The organism is Bifidobacterium sp. W8103 (genome assembly GCF_016100775.1).
Lineage (GTDB): Bacteria > Actinomycetota > Actinomycetes > Actinomycetales > Bifidobacteriaceae > Bombiscardovia > Bombiscardovia choladohabitans.
The window spans coordinates 390,663-410,381 of record NZ_JACFRV010000001.1 but is presented as its reverse complement, the minus strand read 5'-3'; the positions used below and the strand labels follow the sequence as shown (position 1 = coordinate 410,381).

General features: G+C 63.9%; 17 protein-coding genes. 9 read left to right on the top strand and 8 right to left on the bottom strand.

The features are described from left to right. Positions 1–10: 10 nt before the first annotated feature. The gene (locus H3U90_RS01570) at positions 11–769 is read right to left on the bottom strand and encodes a hypothetical protein (RefSeq protein ID WP_198176779.1); all 759 of its coding nucleotides are present in this window, start codon (positions 767–769) and stop codon (positions 11–13) included. A 213-nt stretch (positions 770–982) separates the two neighbouring features. Between H3U90_RS01570 and pepN the strand changes: the two genes are divergently transcribed. The 3 genes from pepN to H3U90_RS01555 all read left to right on the top strand — a co-directional run bounded on the left by pepN (position 983) and on the right by H3U90_RS01555 (position 5,758). Beyond that, positions 983–3,598: an aminopeptidase N gene (gene pepN / locus H3U90_RS01565; RefSeq protein ID WP_198176778.1), complete on the top strand. Its 2,616-nt coding sequence runs from the start codon at positions 983–985 to the stop codon at positions 3,596–3,598. A 99-nt stretch (positions 3,599–3,697) separates the two neighbouring features. After that, positions 3,698–5,074 carry a phosphoglucosamine mutase gene (glmM, locus tag H3U90_RS01560; protein WP_198176777.1) on the top strand — a complete coding sequence of 459 codons (1,377 nt, stop codon included), beginning with the start codon at positions 3,698–3,700 and terminating at the stop codon, positions 5,072–5,074. Positions 5,075–5,104: 30 nt separating this feature from the next. After that, entirely contained in the window at positions 5,105–5,758 is a 654-nt protein-coding gene (locus H3U90_RS01555; protein WP_198176776.1) for a peptide deformylase, read from the top strand. 14 nt (positions 5,759–5,772) lie between these two features. Here the strand turns inward: H3U90_RS01555 and H3U90_RS01550 are convergent, their stop codons facing one another. Then, positions 5,773–6,456, bottom strand: coding sequence for an SOS response-associated peptidase (locus tag H3U90_RS01550; RefSeq protein WP_198176775.1), 684 nt, complete (start codon positions 6,454–6,456; stop codon positions 5,773–5,775). A 226-nt stretch (positions 6,457–6,682) separates the two neighbouring features. On the opposite strand from H3U90_RS01550, the gene H3U90_RS01545 reads away from it, so the two are divergent. Beyond that, entirely contained in the window at positions 6,683–7,801 is a 1,119-nt protein-coding gene (locus tag H3U90_RS01545) for a zinc-binding dehydrogenase (protein WP_198176774.1), read from the top strand. Positions 7,802–7,935: 134 nt separating this feature from the next. Here the strand turns inward: H3U90_RS01545 and H3U90_RS01540 are convergent, their stop codons facing one another. Together H3U90_RS01540 and H3U90_RS01535 are read right to left on the bottom strand one after the other, a co-directional pair. Beyond that, positions 7,936–9,066, bottom strand: a complete 1,131-nt coding sequence (locus tag H3U90_RS01540; protein WP_198176773.1) for a glycerate kinase — start codon at positions 9,064–9,066, stop codon at positions 7,936–7,938. A gap of 27 nt (positions 9,067–9,093) precedes the next feature. Further along, positions 9,094–10,392, bottom strand: coding sequence for a GntP family permease (locus H3U90_RS01535; RefSeq protein WP_110424965.1), 1,299 nt, complete (start codon positions 10,390–10,392; stop codon positions 9,094–9,096). 200 nt (positions 10,393–10,592) lie between these two features. On the opposite strand from H3U90_RS01535, the gene H3U90_RS01530 reads away from it, so the two are divergent. Continuing rightward, positions 10,593–11,807 carry a CdaR family transcriptional regulator gene (locus H3U90_RS01530; protein WP_198176772.1) on the top strand — a complete coding sequence of 405 codons (1,215 nt, stop codon included), beginning with the start codon at positions 10,593–10,595 and terminating at the stop codon, positions 11,805–11,807. Between the two features lie 11 nt (positions 11,808–11,818). Here the strand turns inward: H3U90_RS01530 and H3U90_RS01525 are convergent, their stop codons facing one another. Continuing rightward, complete coding sequence (locus tag H3U90_RS01525) at positions 11,819–12,523, bottom strand: DUF4391 domain-containing protein (protein WP_198176771.1); 705 nt, start codon at positions 12,521–12,523, stop codon at positions 11,819–11,821. Positions 12,524–12,691: 168 nt separating this feature from the next. Between H3U90_RS01525 and H3U90_RS01520 the strand changes: the two genes are divergently transcribed. Both H3U90_RS01520 and H3U90_RS01515 read left to right on the top strand, forming a co-directional pair. Further along, positions 12,692–13,708, top strand: coding sequence for an alpha/beta hydrolase (locus tag H3U90_RS01520; RefSeq protein WP_232340529.1), 1,017 nt, complete (start codon positions 12,692–12,694; stop codon positions 13,706–13,708). A 113-nt stretch (positions 13,709–13,821) separates the two neighbouring features. Further along, entirely contained in the window at positions 13,822–14,025 is a 204-nt protein-coding gene (locus tag H3U90_RS01515) for a hypothetical protein (protein WP_015021464.1), read from the top strand. A 75-nt stretch (positions 14,026–14,100) separates the two neighbouring features. On the opposite strand, the gene H3U90_RS01510 is transcribed toward H3U90_RS01515, so the two are convergent. Continuing rightward, entirely contained in the window at positions 14,101–15,471 is a 1,371-nt protein-coding gene (locus H3U90_RS01510; RefSeq protein WP_198176769.1) for a sugar porter family MFS transporter, read from the bottom strand. Between the two features lie 322 nt (positions 15,472–15,793). On the opposite strand from H3U90_RS01510, the gene H3U90_RS01505 reads away from it, so the two are divergent. Both H3U90_RS01505 and H3U90_RS01500 read left to right on the top strand, forming a co-directional pair. Further along, positions 15,794–16,750 carry a nucleoside hydrolase gene (locus H3U90_RS01505; protein WP_154313098.1) on the top strand — a complete coding sequence of 319 codons (957 nt, stop codon included), beginning with the start codon at positions 15,794–15,796 and terminating at the stop codon, positions 16,748–16,750. Between the two features lie 51 nt (positions 16,751–16,801). Next, complete coding sequence (locus H3U90_RS01500; protein ID WP_198176768.1) at positions 16,802–18,190, top strand: MFS transporter; 1,389 nt, start codon at positions 16,802–16,804, stop codon at positions 18,188–18,190. Between the two features lie 197 nt (positions 18,191–18,387). Here H3U90_RS01500 and H3U90_RS08390 read toward each other — a convergent pair whose 3' ends face one another. Further along, a complete protein-coding gene (locus H3U90_RS08390; protein ID WP_332460570.1) occupies positions 18,388–18,927 on the bottom strand; it encodes a hypothetical protein in 540 nt (179 codons plus the stop codon). 42 nt (positions 18,928–18,969) lie between these two features. Further along, a partial coding sequence (locus tag H3U90_RS08385; protein WP_415873739.1) for an RCC1 domain-containing protein occupies positions 18,970–19,719 on the bottom strand: 750 nt, incomplete at its 5' end.

Here is a 19,719-nt window from a genome sequence, read left to right as displayed (position 1 = left end):
GGTTTCCATACTACCGTGGATATGCGGTCACCGTAAGGGGAGTTTCGACCAGGACCTCGCCGCCCTGGTCGAAGTCGAAGTCGCCCAGCCAGTGTCCGAACCTGCTGGGTCCCTTGCCGCACCAGACCACACAGGCGCTGCGGTCGGGCTGTCCGCTCAGCAGTCGATTGGCGGTCCCGGTCACCCGGTCGTTGCCCAGACGATAGTCCAGGAATTTTCCGTCCCCGTAGTGACGGGCCACCCGCTGACGCTGCTTTTGATCCAGCACCCGCCAGGGGTCGGCGGCGCAGAAGACCCGGGCGGGCAGGTCCTGCTCCGCCGCCTGGATCAGGGCCAGGCCTCCGCCCAGACTATGTCCGGTAAAGAGCACCCCACGGTCGGTTCCCGCCCTGCGCCGGGCCAAGTCAAGTGCCTGCTCGGCCAGGATGCCTGCCTGCTGTGTCTGCCCCGGCTCCCCGTTCAGCGGCGGCAGGAAACAGGTCAACGCGGCGTGGATGTCGTGGCGGGGGTCGTCGCGCAGGTTGGTGCCTGCATAGACCACGACCAAATGGGCATGGTCCGGGCCGTTCCCCATGTCCTGGGCAGCGATCATCCCCTCGAAGCCGTTTTCGGGGCAGTAGCGGGAACGCAGTACCCAGTAACTGCCCAGGGCCGGATCCTCGAACCGGTGCAGGCCAGGCCTGGTCTTGACATCCCCTCGACCGATCCCGTAGGAGTACTGGCAGAGCATGTTGAGCTGCTGAGTGGTGAACCCGGTCCGGACCTGCATGACGCTCCCTTTCTGCCAGACTCGTGAGGCATGGACCATGAACAACCGCCTTAAGGCCCGACTATTCCCGTCCGGACTGCGCCGTCAGAAAAGAGGGAAACCGTCCTGCTGGCCCGTCGGCTGGTGCCCGCATTAGACTTGACATGCCATATCCATACAGGACCTATGCCGATGCCTGTGGGGGCACCGACATCCATGCGCGAAAGGAAATTCATGCCCGGAGCCAATCTGACTCGTGTGGAAGCCGAAGAGCGAGCCGTCGTCGTATCCAATGTCAGCTACAAGGTCCATCTGGACCTGACCAAGGGGCCTGCCACCTTCCCCTCCACGGCCCTGATCGACTTTGATGCCCGGCCGGGGGAGTCCACCTTTGTGGATCTGATCGCCGACCAGGTCAGCCTGATCGAGCTCAACGGCCAGCGCCTGGACCCGGCCCTGGCCTTCCGGGAGGACCGGATTGAGCTCAACGACCTGCGCCAGCACAACCAGCTGCGGGTGGAGGCCCTCTGCCGCTATTCGCGCACAGGCGAGGGACTGCATCGCAGTGTGGACCCCTCGGACGGCAACGTCTACCTCTACTCCCAATTCGAGGTGCCCGACGCCCGCCGGGTCTATGCCGTCTTCGACCAGCCCGATATCAAGGCGGTCTTCGACTTCACCGTGGATGCCCCGGCATCCTGGACGGTCCTGTCCAACATGCCTCCCGCCTCCCATCATGACCTGGACAGCCGTACCGCCGAGGGAACCCTGGAGGGCGGCCGCACCGAGGGCGTGACCCGCTGGATCTTCCAGACCACCCCTGTCATGAGCTCCTACCTGACCGCCTTCGCCGCCGGCCCCTACGCCCAATGGACCAGCGAGTATCAGAACGAGGACGGACGGACCATCCCCATGGGTCTGTACTGCCGCCAGGCGCTGAAGGACTCCCTGGACGGGGACGCCGAATACCTCTTCGACGTCACCAAGAAGGGCTTCGCCTTCTATGCCAAGACCTGGGACCTGCCCTTCCCCTGGGCCAAGTACGACCAGATCTTCGTGCCCGAATACAATGCTGGTGCCATGGAGAACATCGGCCTGGTCACCTTCCGCGACTCCTACGTCTTCGAGTCCAAGGCCACCGGGGCCCAGATCAACCGCCGTGTGGAGACCGTCCTGCATGAGTTGGCCCACATGTGGTTCGGCGACCTGGTGACCATGAAGTGGTGGAACGACCTGTGGCTGAACGAATCCTTCGCCGAGTTCATGTCGACCCTAGCCACCGCCGAGGCCACCGAGTGGACCGACGACTGGGCCACCTTCTGCTCCGGCGAGAAGAGCTGGGCCCTGACCGAGGACCAGCTGCCTACCACCCACCCGGTGGTGGCCCCCATCCGTGACCTGCACGATACCGAGGTCAACTTCGATGGCATCACCTACGCCAAGGGCGGCTCCGTCTTGAAGCAGTTGGTCGCCTACGTGGGCCGTGAGCGCTTCTTCCAGGGCATCCACAACTATCTGACGGCCCATGCCCATGGCAACGCCACCCTGAAGGATCTGCTGACCGAGCTTGAGAAGACTAGCGGCCGCGACCTGGGCAACTGGTCCCGGCTCTGGCTTGAGGAGGCCGGCATCACCACGCTGACCAGCCAGGTGCAGACCGACGAGCAGGGGACCATCACCGCCATGCGGATCGACCAGACCGCCCCCGAGGAGCATCCGGTCCTGCGCCCGCACCGCCTGGCTGTGGGCTTCTACGACGAGGACGAGTCCGGCAAGGTGGTGCGCACGGACCGGTTCGAGCTGGATCTGGACGGCCAGGGAGCCAAAGTGCCCCAGGTCGTCGGCAAGAAGCGTCCGGCCCTGATCCTGATCAACGACGACGACCTGACCTACGCCAAGCTGCGTCTGGACCAGGATTCACTGGAGTATGCCACGCAGAACCTGTACCGTATCGAGGACCGTCTGGCCCGGGCCGTGGTCTGGCTCAGCCTTTGGGACATGACACGGGATGCGCAGTTCCCTGCCGAGCGCTTCATCAGCCTGAGTCTGAAAGACCTGGCCACCGAGCATCAGTCCACCACCTTCCGCTACGCCCTGTCTCAGATCTCCACGGCAGCCCACCACTTCACCGCCTCCCGTCGCCGCCAGCCCATGCTGCAGCTGGTGGCCGGCACGCTCTGGGATCTGGCCATGAAGGCCCAGCCCGGTTCGGACGAGCAGTTCCAGCTGGTCCGCGCCTACCTGGGCTACGGGGACGACGCCGACTTCGAGGATCACGCCCGTGGTCTGCTGAGCGGCGACCTGAAGCTGGAGGGGCTGACCATCGACAACAACACCCGCTGGCTGATCATCCACGCCCTGTCCGCCCACGACCTGCTGGCTGACGGGGAGATCGACCGGGAGCTGGCCGCGAAAGACACCACGGAGAACCGCGAGTTCGCCATGGGAGCCCGGGCTGCACGTCCGACGGCCGAAGCCAAGGCCTGGGCCTGGGATCAGGCCCTGCACAACGAGGATCTGACCAACTCGCAGATCGAGGCCCTGGCCGACGGCTTCTCCGGCTCGGGTGACCAGGAGCTCTTCGCGCCCTATGTGGATCGCTTCTTCGCGGCCGTGGACGAGGTCTGGACCCATAAGACCTTCCACATTGCGGAGACCCTGCTCAACCCCCTGTCTGCAGGCGGGCTCTACCCGACCAAGGCCGACCCGGCCGCCCTGGTCAAGGCGGGCGATGCCTGGCTGGCCGAGCACGCCGAGGCCCCCAAGGCCCTGCGCGGGATGATCATCCAGAACACGGAGTCCTCCAGGCGCATCCTCAAGGTCCGCGAATACAACGAGCGTCTGCGCTGAGTATTCCGCCCGACCCTGGCCCGGGTGGCGACGGGTCAGGGTCGGGGCCATAATGAATCTGTTGCCTGCATGCAGGATGGTACGTTCGGAGGAGAGCAAATGCCCAGATTATTCGGTACCGATGGTGTACGCGGTTTAGCCAATAGGGACCTGACTGCACAACTGGCCCTGGATCTGGGCGATGCGGCAGTCCGTGTCCTGGGCCGTGGCGCGGATCGGTCCGCGGGCCGCCGACGGGCCCTGATCGGCCGTGACACCAGGGTCTCCGGGGACTTCCTGGCCTCGGCCCTGGCCGCTGGCATGTCTTCGGGTGGCTTCGACGTGATTGACGTGGGCATCATTCCCACTCCGGGCATCGCCTACCTGACCAGCGTGCTCAACGTGGAGATGGGGGCGGTCATCTCCGCTTCCCACAACCCCATGCCCGACAACGGCATCAAGTTCTTCGCCCGGGGTGGTTTCAAGCTCCAGGATTCCAAGGAGGACGACATCGAAGCGGTCCTGGGCCAGGACTGGGAGCGCCCGGTGGGCGAGGGCGTGGGCCGTGTCTCCCATGACACGGTGACCGCCACCAACATGTACATCGACCATCTGGTTGAGGCCGTGGCCCCTGTCGCCCCCGACAAGACCCAGCCCAAGCCCCTGGACGGTCTGCGGATCGTGGCCGACTGCGCCAACGGAGCCACCTCGGTGGTGGCCCCCGAGGCCCTGCGCCGGGCAGGAGCGGACGTGGTGGTCATCAACGCCTCGCCCGACGGATACAACATCAACAAGCACGCCGGGTCCACCCACCCTGAACAGCTGCAGGCCATGGTCAAGGCCTCGGATGCGGTCATGGGCGTGGCCTTCGACGGGGATGCCGACCGCTGCCTGGCCGTGGACGAAGAGGGAAACATGGTCAACGGCGATCAGATCATGGGCATCCTGGCCCGAGCCAAGCAGCGCGAGGGCAAGCTGGCCAACGATACCCTGGTGGTCACCGTCATGAGCAACCTGGGACTCAAGCTGGCCCTGAAGCAGATGGGCATCGTCACCGTACAGACGGCTGTGGGCGACCGCTACGTCCTTGAGGAGATGCTGCGCGGGGGCTACACCCTGGGCGGGGAACAATCCGGGCACGTCATCAACCGGGAGTTCGCCACCACCGGAGACGGTACCCTGACGGCCCTGACCCTGGCCAAGGAGGTCGTGCGCTCGGGCAAGAGCCTCAAGGAGCTGGCCGCCGACTTCCCCCAGCTGCCCCAGCAGTTGATCAACGTCCCCGGTGTGGACAAGAACGCGGCCCGCACCAATGCCAAGGTCCAGGATGCGGTCGAGGCGGAGGAGCGGATGCTGGGCAACACCGGCCGGGTCCTGCTGCGGCCTTCGGGCACCGAGCCCCTGGTCAGGGTCATGGTCGAGGCGGCCACCCAGGAGCAGGCCGACCAGGTCTGCCAGCGGCTGGCCTCGGTCGTGGCCGACGAGCTGGCCATCTGAACCGACGACCCAGGAAAGGCGGAATCATCCATGTTCGGCAGAAAGGCGGCCTTCGACGCCGATCTCAACCACCGGGTGGAATCCATGCTGGCCGAGGCCGGCAAAGAGGAGCTCCTGCCTATCGTGCAGATGGGCGAGCCCGTCCTGCGCCAACAGGCCCAGCCCTACAAGGGTCAGCTGGCAGCCAAGACTCTGAACAGGCTGCTCAAGGCCATGCGCACCACCATGCTTGAGGCCCCGGGCGTGGGACTGGCAGCGCCCCAGGTGGGCCTGGGCCTGGCCATCGCCGTCATCGAGGACCATGTCCGCGACGACGAGGACGATCCGCGCCAGATCGATGAACTGCCCTTCAGGGTCATTATCAACCCCGCCTACGAGCCTATCGGGCAGGAGACCGCGGCCTTCTATGAGGGATGTCTTTCCCTGGACGGATTCCAGGCGGTCCGGCGGCGCTGGCTGGACATCACGGCCAGCTGGGAGGACCGTTCCGGGCGCAAACACCGCCAGCGCATGCACGGCTGGCCGGCCCGCATCTTCCAGCATGAGACCGACCATCTGTCGGGCGAGGTCTACATCGACAAGGCCGAGATTCGCAGTCTGTCCTCCGACGACAACCTGAGCGAGTACTGGGCCTACGACCCGGTCCCCACCGAGGCTGCGCGGGAGCTGGGCTTCACCATCTGAATCCTTCGAACCCTCTAAATTCTCTTGACCCTCTGGTCCAGGGCCATGGCCTCTGTCAGCTCCGGACCGTCCCCCTTCAGGGGCGCCACCGGGTGCATGGTCAGTTCTTCAGAAGCATGACGGCCAGGCTCCACAGCCTGGGGCAGGATCGTACTGCCCTCTATGCCTGGGTCCAGCCAGGGGTCCACGTTCTCATCAGTGATCAGCAGGGGCATCCGGTCGTGCACCCGGGCGGCCCCCGGCGTGGCCTGCGTCGTCAGGATGGTGGCCGTCAGCAGCCAGGGTTGACCAGGCCTGGCACGCCACCAGGAGTAGAGGCCGGCGATGTTCAGGGTGTGGCCGTCGGGGGCCTGGAAGTAGTAGGGCTGGTGGTCAGGTGTCCACTCGTAGTAGCCGCTGGCCGGAATGATGGCCCTCTGACTCCTGGCCGAGTCCGCGTAGGTCCGCTTGGTCAGGGCGCTCTCCACCCGGGCGTTGTGGGTGGGGTAGGCCATCTGATCGCTTCCGGACCAGGATGGGACCAGGTTCCAGCGGGCCGGATGCAGATGCCGCTGCCCATGTCGGTCCTGGGCCACCAGGGTGATGACCGACCCGGGGCTGATGTTCCAGGAGGGCTCGGGCAGTCCGGGAGCCTGCCGGGCACCGTAATGCTGGGCCAGGTTGGAGTAGTCCAGGTCGGCCGCGAATCGTCCACACATGAAGCCCATTCTATGGATGCCTGGAGTCCCCGTCGAGGAAACGCCGGAGGCCTCTTCCCGGGCCAGTCTAAATGCTGATTGGCCCCTCTTTCCTGCTAGCATGAAGGTGGTCTGCGGCAGCGGTGCATACATTGAGGATGGCCGTTGCCACAGCGGAATATTCAACGTTGTTTTTTGCCCTGCCTGGCATGAGGCCGGTGGCGGCATTGCGATTAGGAGATGGTTTATGCCTCAGAAGATCAAGGCGTCGATTGCCTACGGCATCGGCAAGGGCTTTGCCCAGCCCGAGGAGATCATCATTGACGACCCCATTGGCGCGGAGGTCCTGGTGGATGTACAGGCCTCGGGTCTGTGTCATTCGGATCTGCATCTGGTCGAGGATGACGACAAGTTCTTCCCCTTCCCGGCTGTGATCGGCCATGAGATCTCGGGCATCGTCGAGGCTGTGGGTCCCGAGGTGTCCGGCATCAAGGTGGGCGACCATGTGGTGGCCTCCCTGGAGCAGGTCTGTGGACACTGCGCCAACTGCCTCAAGGGCCAGCCGCAGTCCTGCACTCAGCAGCAGGAGTGCGTGCGCGGCGCGGGCGAGAAGCCCCGTCTGTCCTTCCCCGACGGCCGGCCCATCACCCAGGCCTTCGGCACCGGCGGTTTCGCCGATAAGGCCCTGATTCACGAGAACCAGCTGGCCGTTGTCAACAACCAGGTCAAGTGGGATGAGGCCGCCTGCATCGGCTGCGCCACCATCACCGGAGCCGGAGCGGCCATCAACACCGCCCATGTGCGTCCCGGCGACACCGTGGCCGTCATCGGCACCGGCGGCATCGGCCTGAACATCATCTCGGGAGCACGGATCTGCGGCGCCAAGCGGATCATCGCCATCGACCTGCTGGACAACAAGCTGGAGTTCGCCCGCAAGTTCGGCGCCACCGACGTCATCAACTCCAAGAACGAGGACCCTGTGGCCAAGGTGCGCGAGCTGACTGACGGCGGCGTGGACCAGGCCTTCGAGGCCATCGGTCTGCCCGTCACCATGAAGCAGGCCTGGGACATGCTGGGCGTGGGCGGCACCGCCTACCCGATCGGTCTGACCAAGCCGGATGCCACGGTCTCCCTGGAGATCAACCCGGCCGATCTGCTGGTCCACCAGCGCGGCTTCAAGGGCGTGTGGATGGGCTCCACCAACATCAAGCACGACATTCCCATGTATGCCGACTTCGCTGTGGACGGCAGGCTGAACATGCATGACATCGTCAGCCAGCACATCAAGCTGAGCCAGATCGACGAGGCATACAAGCAGCTGGTCAACGGCGAGGTCATCCGTTCGGTCATCACAGAATTCGACTGATGGCTTCCACTGTTCGGCATGACTGTTGAAGGTTATACCGAGCAGGGGTTATGACAGGGGTTCTGATTACAGGGGACTCCGGGTGCGCAAGGCATCCGGAGCCCCCTCGTTTTCCTGCTGATCCGCGAGCTGGATCAGGCCAGGAGCCTGCCGATGTTCTCGGCCACAGCGGAGAGGTTGTCGGCGGCCTTGGCCATGGCATCCTCAAGGCTGACGGCCCCGGGACTGATGCTGAAGATGGCGTCGATGCCCACCTTGTAGAGCTCTTCGGTCCCGGCGCCCACGTTGCCAGCCAGGGCGATGACCTTGCAGCCGGGGGAGGACTCCTTGACGGCCTGGGCTGTGCCCATGGGGGTCTTGCCGAAACCGGTCTGGAAGTCGATGCCGCCCTCGCCTGTGAAGCAGAGGTCGGCGCCGTGGGCCAGCTCCTTAAGACGGGTGGTCTCCACCACGATGCTGACGCCCGAGGCCATGACAGCCGGAGTGAAGGCCAGGAATCCCGCGCCCAGACCGCCGGCGGCCCCTGCGCCCGGCTTGGTCTCCACCTCCCGATGCAGGTCCTCGCGAATGACGGCTGCATAGTGGGCCAGGGCCGCATCCAGGGTGGCCACCATGGATGGGTCCGCCCCCTTTTGCGGTCCGAAGACGGCCGAGGCTCCCTTGGGACCTGTCAGGGGGTTGGTCACGTCCGAGGCCAGACGAATGCGGGTGTGGGCCAATCGGGGATCCAGCCCGGAGACGTCGATTCGGTCCAGCCGGGCCAGCGCCGCTCCACCCTGGGTCAGTTCATGCCCGTCGGCGTCCAGGAACCGGGCACCCAGTGCCTGGGCCATGCCGGCACCGCCGTCGTTGGTGGCCGAGCCGCCCAGGCCGACGATGATCTCCTGCGCGCCCTGGTCCAGGGCCTTGCTGATCAGCTCGCCCGTGCCGTAGGTGGTGGTGACCAGCGGGTCGCGGGTCTGTTCGTTGACGAACTGGATGCCGCTGGCTGCAGCCATCTCGATGGCGGCTGTCCGTCCGTCACCCAGGATGCCGTAGCTGGCGTTCACGGTCTGACCCAGGGGTCCGGTGACCTGGGCCTGGATCATATGGCCTGAGGTGGCATCGACCAGAGACTGGACCGTGCCCTCGCCGCCGTCTGCCATGGGCACCAGGACCATTTCGGCCTTGAGGGGGCTGCGACGCAATCCGCGTTCGATGGCATTTGCAGCCTCCTTGGCGGTCAGGCTGCCCTTGAAGGAGTCGGGTGCAATGATGATTTTCATGGTTGTTACCTTTCCTGATCCGTCGTTTCAGAAGACCAGATAGACCAGCATGGCCACCAGGGTCATGGTCAGGCCCACCAGGAACTCAAAGGGGACCACCTTCATCCGCTCGCCCAGGGTCATGTTGATGGACTTGGCGGTGACGTGGAAGTAGTTGCCGTGGGGCAGCTGGTCGATGACCGTGGCGCCCGCCTGCATGGTGACGGCTGCAGCCACCCCCGAGGTGCCGAAGGCCAGGATGGACTTGCCGAAGGAGCTGCTGCCCAGGATGACGCCCGTGGAGGTGGAGGCTGTGGCTGCGGCCATGAGGATGCCGGCGATGGGGGCCAGCATGGATCCGGGCACGCCCATGGCGTGGATGAGGTTGACGATCTGCTTGGGCAGGTCGGAGCTGGTGATCAGTCCACCCAGGGCTCCGGCTCCGATCAGGATGAGGACCACATCAACCATGCGCTGCAGGCCGGCGCTGGTGTACGTGAGGATTTTGCCGCCCTGTCCCATGGCCAGCAGACCCAGGATGGATGCCAGAGGAAGGATGTACATGGCATCCACCTGGAACCGCTCCAGCAGGCCGATGTGCAGAATGGAACCCACGGGGTTGAGCAGGAGCAGGACCACAGCGGTGATCGGGGCCACCAGGGAGCGTCCCAGGGAGGGCAGATCCTTGTCCTTGGAGGCTTTAGCCGCGTCCTCGCCCAGATCGTCCATGGTGACGATCCGTCCGCGATGCTGCATGATGGTGGCCAGCAGGACGGCCATAGCCAGTCCGCATAAGGCCGGTATGAAGCTGCCGATCATGACCGCCGAGGGCTGTATGTGGAATCCCGAGGCCACCGCGATGGTGTTGGGATTGGGGGAGATGATGTTGCCGGCCTTGCCTCCGCCGGACAGCGCGATCAGCAGGGCCAGCTTGGAGATCTTGAGCCGGCTGCCGACCTCGATGGCGATGGGTGCCACGATCAGGACGGCCACGGGGATGAAGACTCCGACGGCGCAGATGATCATGGTGGCCAGGGCCAGGGAGAGGATGGCCATGCGCTCGCCCAGGCCGTCCACAATGGCCCGGGCTATCCGGTTGGCGGCGCCGGACTCCATCATGACCCCCGCCAGCACGCCGGCAGCCAGGACCCGGATGACCGTGCCCATGACGCTCTGGGAGCCGGCCACCACGATGTTGACGGTCTGGCCCAGGGAGGCGCCCCCGATTAGGCAGCCTACGATGGCTCCCAGCATGAGCGCATAGGTGGTGTTGAGCTTCTTGAGAATGAGGATGATGGCCAGGGCCAGACCCAGCAGGGCGGCCCACCATGACAGGGTAATGTCCATGTCAGTTCCTTTGATCCGTAACTTGTGCCAGGGACCAGGGTCGGCATCGTCGTAGCTGCCGGACCAGTAACGATCCCATAATTTTTCTCACTTTCATTGTGGCTCTGTTGTGCACTTTTTGCCAGGGCACCCATACCCGAAAAGCGATGGATGGCGCTGGCGTAAATGGTTCATGTACCATGTTCGTAGGGAGGCAAGCCATGACCATAGACCCCGCGACGGCGCAGACAATCGTCGACAATCTCAAGGATGTAATCGAGTACAACATCAACTTTTTCGACACCGAGGGAACCATGGTGGCCAGCACTGATCCTTCGCGCATCGGCAGCTTCCATGACGCGGCCCGTCAGGCGGCCGTTGACTGTCGAACCGTTGCCGTGGATCGTCGGCATCCTTATCAGGGGGCCCGTGACGGGGTCAACGTGCCGGTGGTACTCAACGATGCGGTGGTGGCGGTCATCGGGATCACGGGACCGGTGAACAAGGTTGGCGCTCTGGGAGGGATCATCGAGCGCATGACCGAACTCATGCTCTTCGCCAACATGGAGCAGATCGCCCGATTCAACCGGCGGATCATGACCAGCAACCTGGTCAACCTGTTGACCCTGGAGCACAAGGACGACGAATTGATGAACGCCCTGGCCCTGGCTCTGGACCTGGATCTGCCGGGTCCACGGCGGGCTCTGGTCGGTCGGGCGCCAGGTATCCGGCTGGAAAGACTCAACCAGGATCGGCTCTACGAGAGGCTCTGCCAGACGTGCTTGTCCTTCGGGGTTCCCCTCTTTGCCGTGAGCCCCAGAGACTTTCGCATCTATGCTCCGCAGATGGAGGATGCCGAGTTGGATGAGTTCGTGACTGCTCTGCGCCAGGCCCTGGGTAGGGTGGTCGGCTCCAAGGTGGTGCTGGGCGCGGGGATGATCCAGGCGGACCCGGGCCAGTATTGGCACAGCTACCGGCAGGCCTGCGTTGCTGCGCGCTGGGCCGGGTTCACTGCCGACGACCAGCGGTATCGGTACGAGCAGATGGGCGCGGGGCGGCTGATCACCTCACTGCCCATCGAGCAGTGCCGGGCCTTTGTGGATCAGGTCTTTGCTGGTCTGGAGCCGGATCGGGTGGATCGGTTCGAGAGGGTTTTCAGTGCCTACACCCGGCACAACGGCAGCATCACCCACGCCGCCCAGGAGCTGTTCATCCACAAGAACACTATGCAGAACCGATTGGATGCCCTGGCCAGAGAGACAGGGTACAACCCCCGACGCCTGAGCGATTATCCCATCCTGGCCACGGCCTTCGAACTGCGCAGATATCTGGCCTACAGGGATATTCCCGACGAGAGCGCCGAGTTGGGTGAGCATACTGGGACCGCTGACCGGCCCAAAGTGACGAATCAGGCCTGGCCGGACTCTGCGTCCTGATTCTCTGCCGTCTAATTATCGGCGGAAAGCTGCTTCAGCTCTGCACGGACCTTCTGGAGCTTGGCGAAGGCCGTGTTGCGGTCCTGGGTGGTTTTGGCCCGGCCGTGGTCCCCGGTCAGCTTGGCCTCCTGGGCCTTGAGCAGGTCGATGCGCTCGCGGACGGCGAGGCGGCTGTCCAGATCCGTGCCGTCAGCCTGGTCCAGGGTCACCTGGGCACACAGGCTGTCCCAAACCTGGTCCATATCGTCGCCGACCAGGGTCAACTTGGTCTTATCGGCAGGGCGTGGCCTGCCCAGGTGGAGCGTATGTCTGGTCTCATGACCGGCCTTGGTGGGCAGGGCCCGGCGGACGGCCGGGGTGCAGGCCAGACCCTCTTCGCCCTGGTGAATGGTGATGAAAACCATGCCTGAGGAGCGCATGGCGGCGATATGTTCCAGCACGTCCTCCGGCACATCGGGGGTCTTCAGCCCGACGGCCATGACCAGCACCTCATGGCAGTGCGTGCCATCCGTCATAGGGATGGTACCGGGCCGCAGCAGGGCCAGCATGACGATCTTGTCGACGCTGGTGGAGAAGTGCTGGCGCAGCCGTGAGGAGACGGGCGGTCGTGTGGTGAAAGCTCGTATGGGCAGTTCGCCCTTGGCTGCTGGAATGGCGGTGGTGGGCGGCAGGCCCAGGGAAAGCGCGGATACGCCTTCGTAGCTTGCGATTGTCATCCTTGGCCTTTCTGTCGCTGTTCCCGTCATTCTACCGGCAGGAGCGCGACCAGGGCCAGGAGTGTCCGTTTGCCGGCAAGGTATATTGGCTGTAAACTCGCAAGACCGGATGCGAAAAGCTGTGCGGGTTGGAGTTATGAGGGCTGAATGATGAGCAAGGATGCACAGATGAGCGTAACCGACGAGGAACGTGAACTGTTAGAGGGATGGACCGAGGTCGACGGGGACCTGGATGGTTGCAGACCCGATATGGTTCGGGCCGTTCTGGGATCCCGGCTGACCTTCGGGCGCATGGACGCTCCCCGTTCCCGTCACTGGCAGGTGCCCGAGGGGGTGGACTGCTTCAACGACATCGCCTATGTGGACGATGGTTTGCGAGCCCACAAGCTGGATCTCTACCTGCCTCATGATGTACTGCTGCGCAACGGCAGGGTTACCCCGGTCTACATCGACATCCACGGCGGCGGGTTCATGTACGGCTACAAGGAGCTCAACCGGAACTTCTGTACCCACCTGGCCCAGCGTGGCTTTGCGGTCTTCTCGGTCAACTACCGGCTGATCCCCAGCACGGACTTCATGGGCCAGCTGTCTGACGTGCTGACCGCTCTGACCTGGATCAAGAACCACCTGGACGAGTATCCGGTCTCGCCCGACAGGATCTTTCTGACGGGTGACTCGGCCGGAGGCACCCTGGCGCTCTATATGCTGGCTGTGGAGTCCGATGACCAATTCGCGCAGAGGCTGGGGCTGAAGCCTGCCGGGCTGCGGCCCCGGGGCGCTGCCTTCGTCTCAGGCCTGTTCGATCTGACTCCTTACTTATCGGTGGATCCGGAAGACTCCGATTCAACTGGATCCGCCACCAATGCCCTGGCCATGGTTGCCCCATCCTTCTTCAGAAGCTTCGTGCAGGCTGGGGGCGACCAGGTGGCCGACCTGACGACCATGGTCGACATGGTCCACCTGCCGCCGGTATTCCTGAACACCAGTGCCGACGACTTTCTGCAGGGTGACGCGCTCAAGCTGGCCGAGATTCTGTGCGGGAAGGGCCGCGACTTCGAGCTGCATGACCTGAGGCCCAACCGCCTGCAGACTCTGGGACACGTCTATCCGGTGGCCATGACCTGGCTGGAGGAGAGCCGGCAGGCCCTGGACCAGATCCACGATTTCTCCTACGACCTGATTTGAGCCTCTCTACGCGCCTGGTTCATCCGCTAGCTGGCTATGATGGGAAGGGAAAGGTGGGCATCGATGGCGCAAGGCCCCCGGTGTCTGCACCGCCGCTTACAGAGGAGTGATTCATGGACGAGAAGACCTTGGTAGAGAAGCTGAGCAACCTGGAGACCATCGACCAGCTGGTTGACCTGTCCAAGGAGATCGGCCAGCCCCTGTCATACAACGACGCGGACCAGCTTTTCGGCAGGATCAACCAGTGCAAGAATGATGTCGCACAGCTGGGCGGCGACACCATCGCCAAGCTGGCCAAGCAGGTCTTCAACATCTGAGGCATCAGAATCTGAGGTATCGGATTCCATGAGGGCGGGCCTGTATCCGGTTTCGCCCTCTTCTTATGCCCGGTTTCATGCCCGGGTGCGGGCCTCCTGCTCGATCTGGGCCAGGCTCTTGCCACGGGTCTCGGGCACCATGACCCAGGCGAACACCAGGGCGCACACATTGATCAGGGCGAAGAGCAGGTAGGTGCCGGTGCCGCCCAGCCGGGCCAGCAGGGTGGGGAAGACCAGGGAGAGCCCGAAGTTGGTCAGGTTCATGGCCACGTTGGCGTAGCCCATGCCACGGCTCTTGACCTGCTGGGGGAAGATCTCGGACAGGAGAAGCCAGGTGACCGGGGCCACCAGCCCTTGGACGAAGACCACGTAGATCATCATCATGCCGATCATGATCCAGGCGGCAGTCCGTGACCCGCTGCCCGGGGCGCCGACGAACCGGTAGCAGACCCCGATGGCTGCCAGAAAGATGATGGTGCCTGCAAGTCCCACAGCCAGAATGGCGCGGCGGTCGAAGCGGTCGATCAGTCCCAGCCCTCCGATGGTTGCTGCTATGGCGGAGACCAGGATGACGGGCACGGTGGCCACCATGGACAGGGAGGGGTCGAAGCCCAGGGTGTCGGTGAAGATGGTCGGCGCGTAATAGTTGACGATGTTCAGCCCGGTCAGCTGGTTGATCATGGCCACGCCGATGCCCACGATCAGCACCCGCCGGAGCCAGGGCGCCTTGAAGCCGGCGGTCTTCGCGCTCGCCGGATGTGACAGCTCCCGCATGGTCACCCGGGCCTCTGCCTTGTCGCGGGTGGATTCCAGGAAGACTGCTGCCTGGTCCGATTGGCCACGGCGGATCAGGTGGGCCGGGCTGTCATGCAGGAAGCAGGCCAGCAGGGCCAGCAGGATGGCCGGAGGCACCAGGGCCCAGAGCATGGTCCGCCAGTCGGCACCCATCCGGTCCAGGATGGCGTTGACACTGACGGCCAGCAGCTGCCAGACCACGATCATGACCGAGTTGACCGAAACCACCCGTCCGCGTTCCTCCGTGCCGACCATATCGGCCAGGTAGATGGGCACGATGGTCGAGGTCATGCCGATGCCAGCCCCGATGATCAATCTTCCCAGACCAAGCAGGGTCAGGCTGGGGGCCAGGGCGCTCAGCAGGGCTCCGGGGATGGCCAGCAGGGCGCCGGCCAGGATGATGTGCTTGGGGCCGAAACGGTCGTTGAACTTGCCAGCCAGGTAGGATCCCAATGCAGCTCCTATCAGCAGGGCTGAGGTGACTATGCCCTGTTCGCCGGCAGTCAGATGCCCGCCCGGGCCGGAGCCTAGATTCATGCCGATCAGCGCGCCGGAGATGACGGTCAGGGTATAGCCATAGAGGCCGCCGGCCAGCACACCCAGGGCGGTCATCAGTTGCAGATTGCGCCGCCGTCCTTGAATCGCAGCCATGGGCTCCCCTTTCGCCAGATCATCCGGGCTTAATCAGGGTAATCATAGGCATCTGGGGGAGCGGTCCGTCGACCAGGCTCGCCATTGTGGACAGGGGGAATCAGCCGGAGAACCAGCTGCTGGATTCGCTATCTGGATTCGCTATCCGGACCCTGGTTGCGGGCTATATGAACATTTGCGGATATTGTCCACGACTTGCGCATGTCATAGGGGAGCGAAACCGCTCGATTTCGCATATGATAAACAAGCATCCACCACAAGGACATCGTGGATGCATACGGCCATGGTTCCATACAGCCATGGCGATGAAAGGAAACATTGTATGCGTAAGCTGATTCTCGATCTGGACACTGGTGTCGACGACACTCTGGCTATCTCCTATGCCTTGGGCAGCCCCGAAGTTGAGCTGATCGGCATAACCGGCACCTATGGCAACGTGCTCCTGGAGCAGGGCATCCGCAACGATCTGGCCATCACCGACCTGCTGGGTCATCCTGAGGTCAAGGTCTACCCGGGCCTGTCCCACGCCTGTAAGGCGGACTCCTTCGAGGTGCTGCCCGTCTCCGCCTTCATCCACGGCGAGAACGGCATCGGCGACGTGGCCATCCCCGACTCGGACCGCAAGGCTGAGACACAGTCGGCCGTGGACTTCATCATCGATGCGGTCAACACCTACGGCAAGGATCTGGTCTACGTGCCCACTGGCCCCATGACCAACATCGCCGCCGCCCTGGCCAAGGAGCCTGACATCGCCCAGCGAATAGGCTCCATTGTGCTCATGGGCGGGGCCCTGACCGTGCCGGGCAATGTGGACGCCTGGCAGGAGGCCAACATCTCCCAGGACCCGGACGCGGCCGATGTGCTCTTCCGCTCCGGCGCTCCCGTGACCATGGTCGGCCTGGACGTGACCCTGCAGACCCTGCTGACCTACAAGGAGACCGCCCGCTGGCGGCAGCTGGGCACTGCGGCAGGCAACTTCCTGGCGGACATGACCGACTTCTACATCAAGGCCTACGAGACCACCTCGCCCCATCTGGGTGGTTGCGGCCTGCACGATCCGCTGGCCGTGGGCGTGGCCGTGGATCCGACCCTGGTCACCACCCTGCCCATCAATATGAAGGTGGAGACCGAAGGCGCCACTCGCGGGCGTACCATCGGGGACGAGCAGCGGCTCAACGACCCGAACAAGACCATGCGCGTGGCCGTCGGCGTGGACGTGCCCCGCTTCCTGGACGAGTTCATGACCCGGATCACCAGGCTGGCCTCCCAGGCCGACTGAGGTCCTCCATCCCCGGCAAGTTCACGCAAAAGAAAGAGAATTGAAGACATTATGTCCGAAAAGCAATCCACCGAGGATTCGACAGCCGTACGATCGCTGATCCTGCTGCTGATCACCTTCGTCCTGGGCACCCTGTGCCTGCAGGGCTTCAACCTGGTCTTCCAGCAGGTCGGCAAGGATGCCGGCGCCCCCGACCAGGCCTCGCTGATCACGGCCCTACCCAGCATCGTCCTGGGCATCGTCTGCTTCATCTACGGGTCCCTGGGTGACTTCGTATCCCTGCGCAAGCTGGTCACCTTCGGCCTGTGCATACTGTTCATCGGGTCCGTGTACGGATACGTGGCCAACACGATCATGCCCCCCAACATCTGGAATGTGATCGCGGCCCGGCTGCTGCAGACCGCCGGCGAACAGGTGGCTGGCTCGGCCTACCTGGTCGTGGCCACCAAGTACCTCAAGCCCTCCCTGAAGGTGATCTTCTTCGGCATCTTCACGGCAGGCTACCAGGTGTCTGCAGCCATCGGCATCTTCGCCGCCGGCCTGCTCAGCTCCATAGCCTGGCAGTACCTCTTCCTGATTCCCGCGGTCACCATCATCTTCCTGCCCATCCTGCTCAAGAGCCTGCCCACCGGCGGCGGCAACGGCGAGAAGGTGGACTGGCTGGGCTTCGTCATCTTCGGACTGGCCACGGCCCTGCTGACCCTCTTCTTCTCGTACACGGCCTGGTGGCTGCTGGCGGCCTCCGCTGTCTGCTACCTGATCTTTGCCGTATACATCAGCCGGGCCCGGAGCCCCTTCATCACCCCGGACTTCTTCCGCAACAAGCGCTGGCTGATGGGCATCGGGCTGATTCTGATCTTCTACTTCATGAACTACTGCATGTCGCCCATCTTCAACGCCATCGGACGTGACGTCTACAAGGTGTCGACTACCACGGTCTCCCTGCATGTGGTCTGGGCCTTCCTGGTGGCCGCCGTGCTGGGCACCACCTCGGGCGCCATTGTAGATAAGATCGGCCGAAAGACCGCCATCATCATCGCCGCCTGTCTGATGATTCTGGGCTTCGCCGGGACGGCTCTGGTGGTCAATTCCGGCCTGCTGGCCCTGACGCTGACTGCCTGCGTCTACTATGCCGGGGTCGGACTGATGTATTCGCCCATCGTCTCCACCGTGCTTGACACCCTGCCCCAGGACCAGTCGGGCCGCGGCGTGGGCATGAACGATCTGGTCATGAACGTGACCGGCTCCATCGGCATCGCCATCATCGGCGGTCTGATGGGCAAGCCCAGCCTGGAGGGTTTCAGCATCATGGGCGCCACCGGCCCGGCCGCCAACTACAGCAACCTGCTGCTGATCGGAGCTGCCGTGTCCCTGCTGGGCCTGGTCGTGTACTTGGCCTGCAAGAAGACCATCTACGCCACGACTGCCGACCAGCAGTAGAACAGTTGTAGTCGACCGTCCGAGCTGGATAAGAGGAGTCGATTCCTCTGTTGCGTTCGGGCGGTCGACCGATTGTGTGGTGGGGGCGCGGGAGGGGGTGTCGGCTCTCTTGGGGTTGGGCCTTAAGTGACACTTTTCCTCTCTGCCCCCTATATGGGCCGGGGGCGGGGGGATTGATACGCGCCCCAGGCCTTTTCTTACTCGTGCGAAGCGTAAAGCAGTCGGTGCGTTTCCCTCCGGTGGCGGCGGGATGCGAGGACTCCGCCCATGCCGGTCATGCCGGTGCCCAGGGCGAGCAGGATGCCTTCCCCTCCGGCCTTGGGGAGCACGCCTGCGGGCAGGTACGTGTATCTGAGGGAAGTGTCGGTCAGGGTGATTCCTGTGCCACCCATCGTGTAGTCGACGCTGACCGTGACCGTGCCCGGCTGGTGTGCAGGCGTGAGCACGCTGACACTGTTGCCATCGCCGCGCGTCAAGCCTGATACGGCAGTCTGGTCGAATCTGACGCCGGTGATCACCAGCTGCAGGTTGAACACCACCGGCACGGGAGCCGACTTGGTGTTTCCTGTGCCGTCGCCGAGCTGGCCACTGTCGTTAGCACCCCATGCCCAGGTGTTTCCGTCGCTGCCCAGGGCCAGCGAAAGATGCCACCCGCCGCTGACCTGTGTGGCTTTTAGTCCTTTGCTCTTGTCGGTGGGGTTGGCGGGGTCGCGCACGCGCACAGGAACAGGATTCACGTCACTGTACCCGCTGATGGTGTTGTTGCCGAGCTGGCCATACTACCAGTTGCATCCCCATGCCCAGACTTTGTCGTCGCTGCCCACAGCCAGCGAATGATCGGCTCCGCCGCTGATTTGTACGTAGGTGAAATCCTTGGGTAGGTCCGGGTACGTGTTGCGGTCAGGCTTGTTCACCCTGACAGGCGTATGCCGTTCGGTGGTCGTCCCGTCGCCGATCTGGCCACTGCCGTTCCATCCCCAGGCGTAGGCGTTGCCGTCGCTGCCCAGGGCCAGGGAATGAGCGCCTCCGGCGCTGGCCTGCACGTAGGTGAAATCCTTGGGTAGGTCCGGGTACGCCTTGCGGTCAGGCTTGTTCACCCTGACAGGCGTATGCCGTTCGGTGGTCGTCCCGTCGCCGAGCCGGCCATTGCTGTTGTTTCCCCAGGCGTAGGCGTTGCCATCGCTGCCCACGGCCAGCGAATGCTCCCATCCGGCGCTGATTTGTACGTAGGTGAAATCCTCTGGCAGGTCCGGGTACGCCTTGCGGTCAGGCTTGTTCACCCTGACAGGCGTATGCCGTTCGGTGGTCGTCCCGTCGCCGAGCCGGCCGGAGCCGTTGACACCCCAGGCGTAGGCGTTGCCGTCGCTGCCCACGGCCAGGGAATAATCGTTTCCGGCGCTGATTTGTACGTAGGTGAAATCCTCTGGCAGGTCCGGGTACGTGTTGCGGTCAGGCTTGTTCACCCTGACAGGCGTATGCCGTTCGGTGGTCGTCCCGTCGCCGAGCCGGCCATTGCTGTTGTTTCCCCA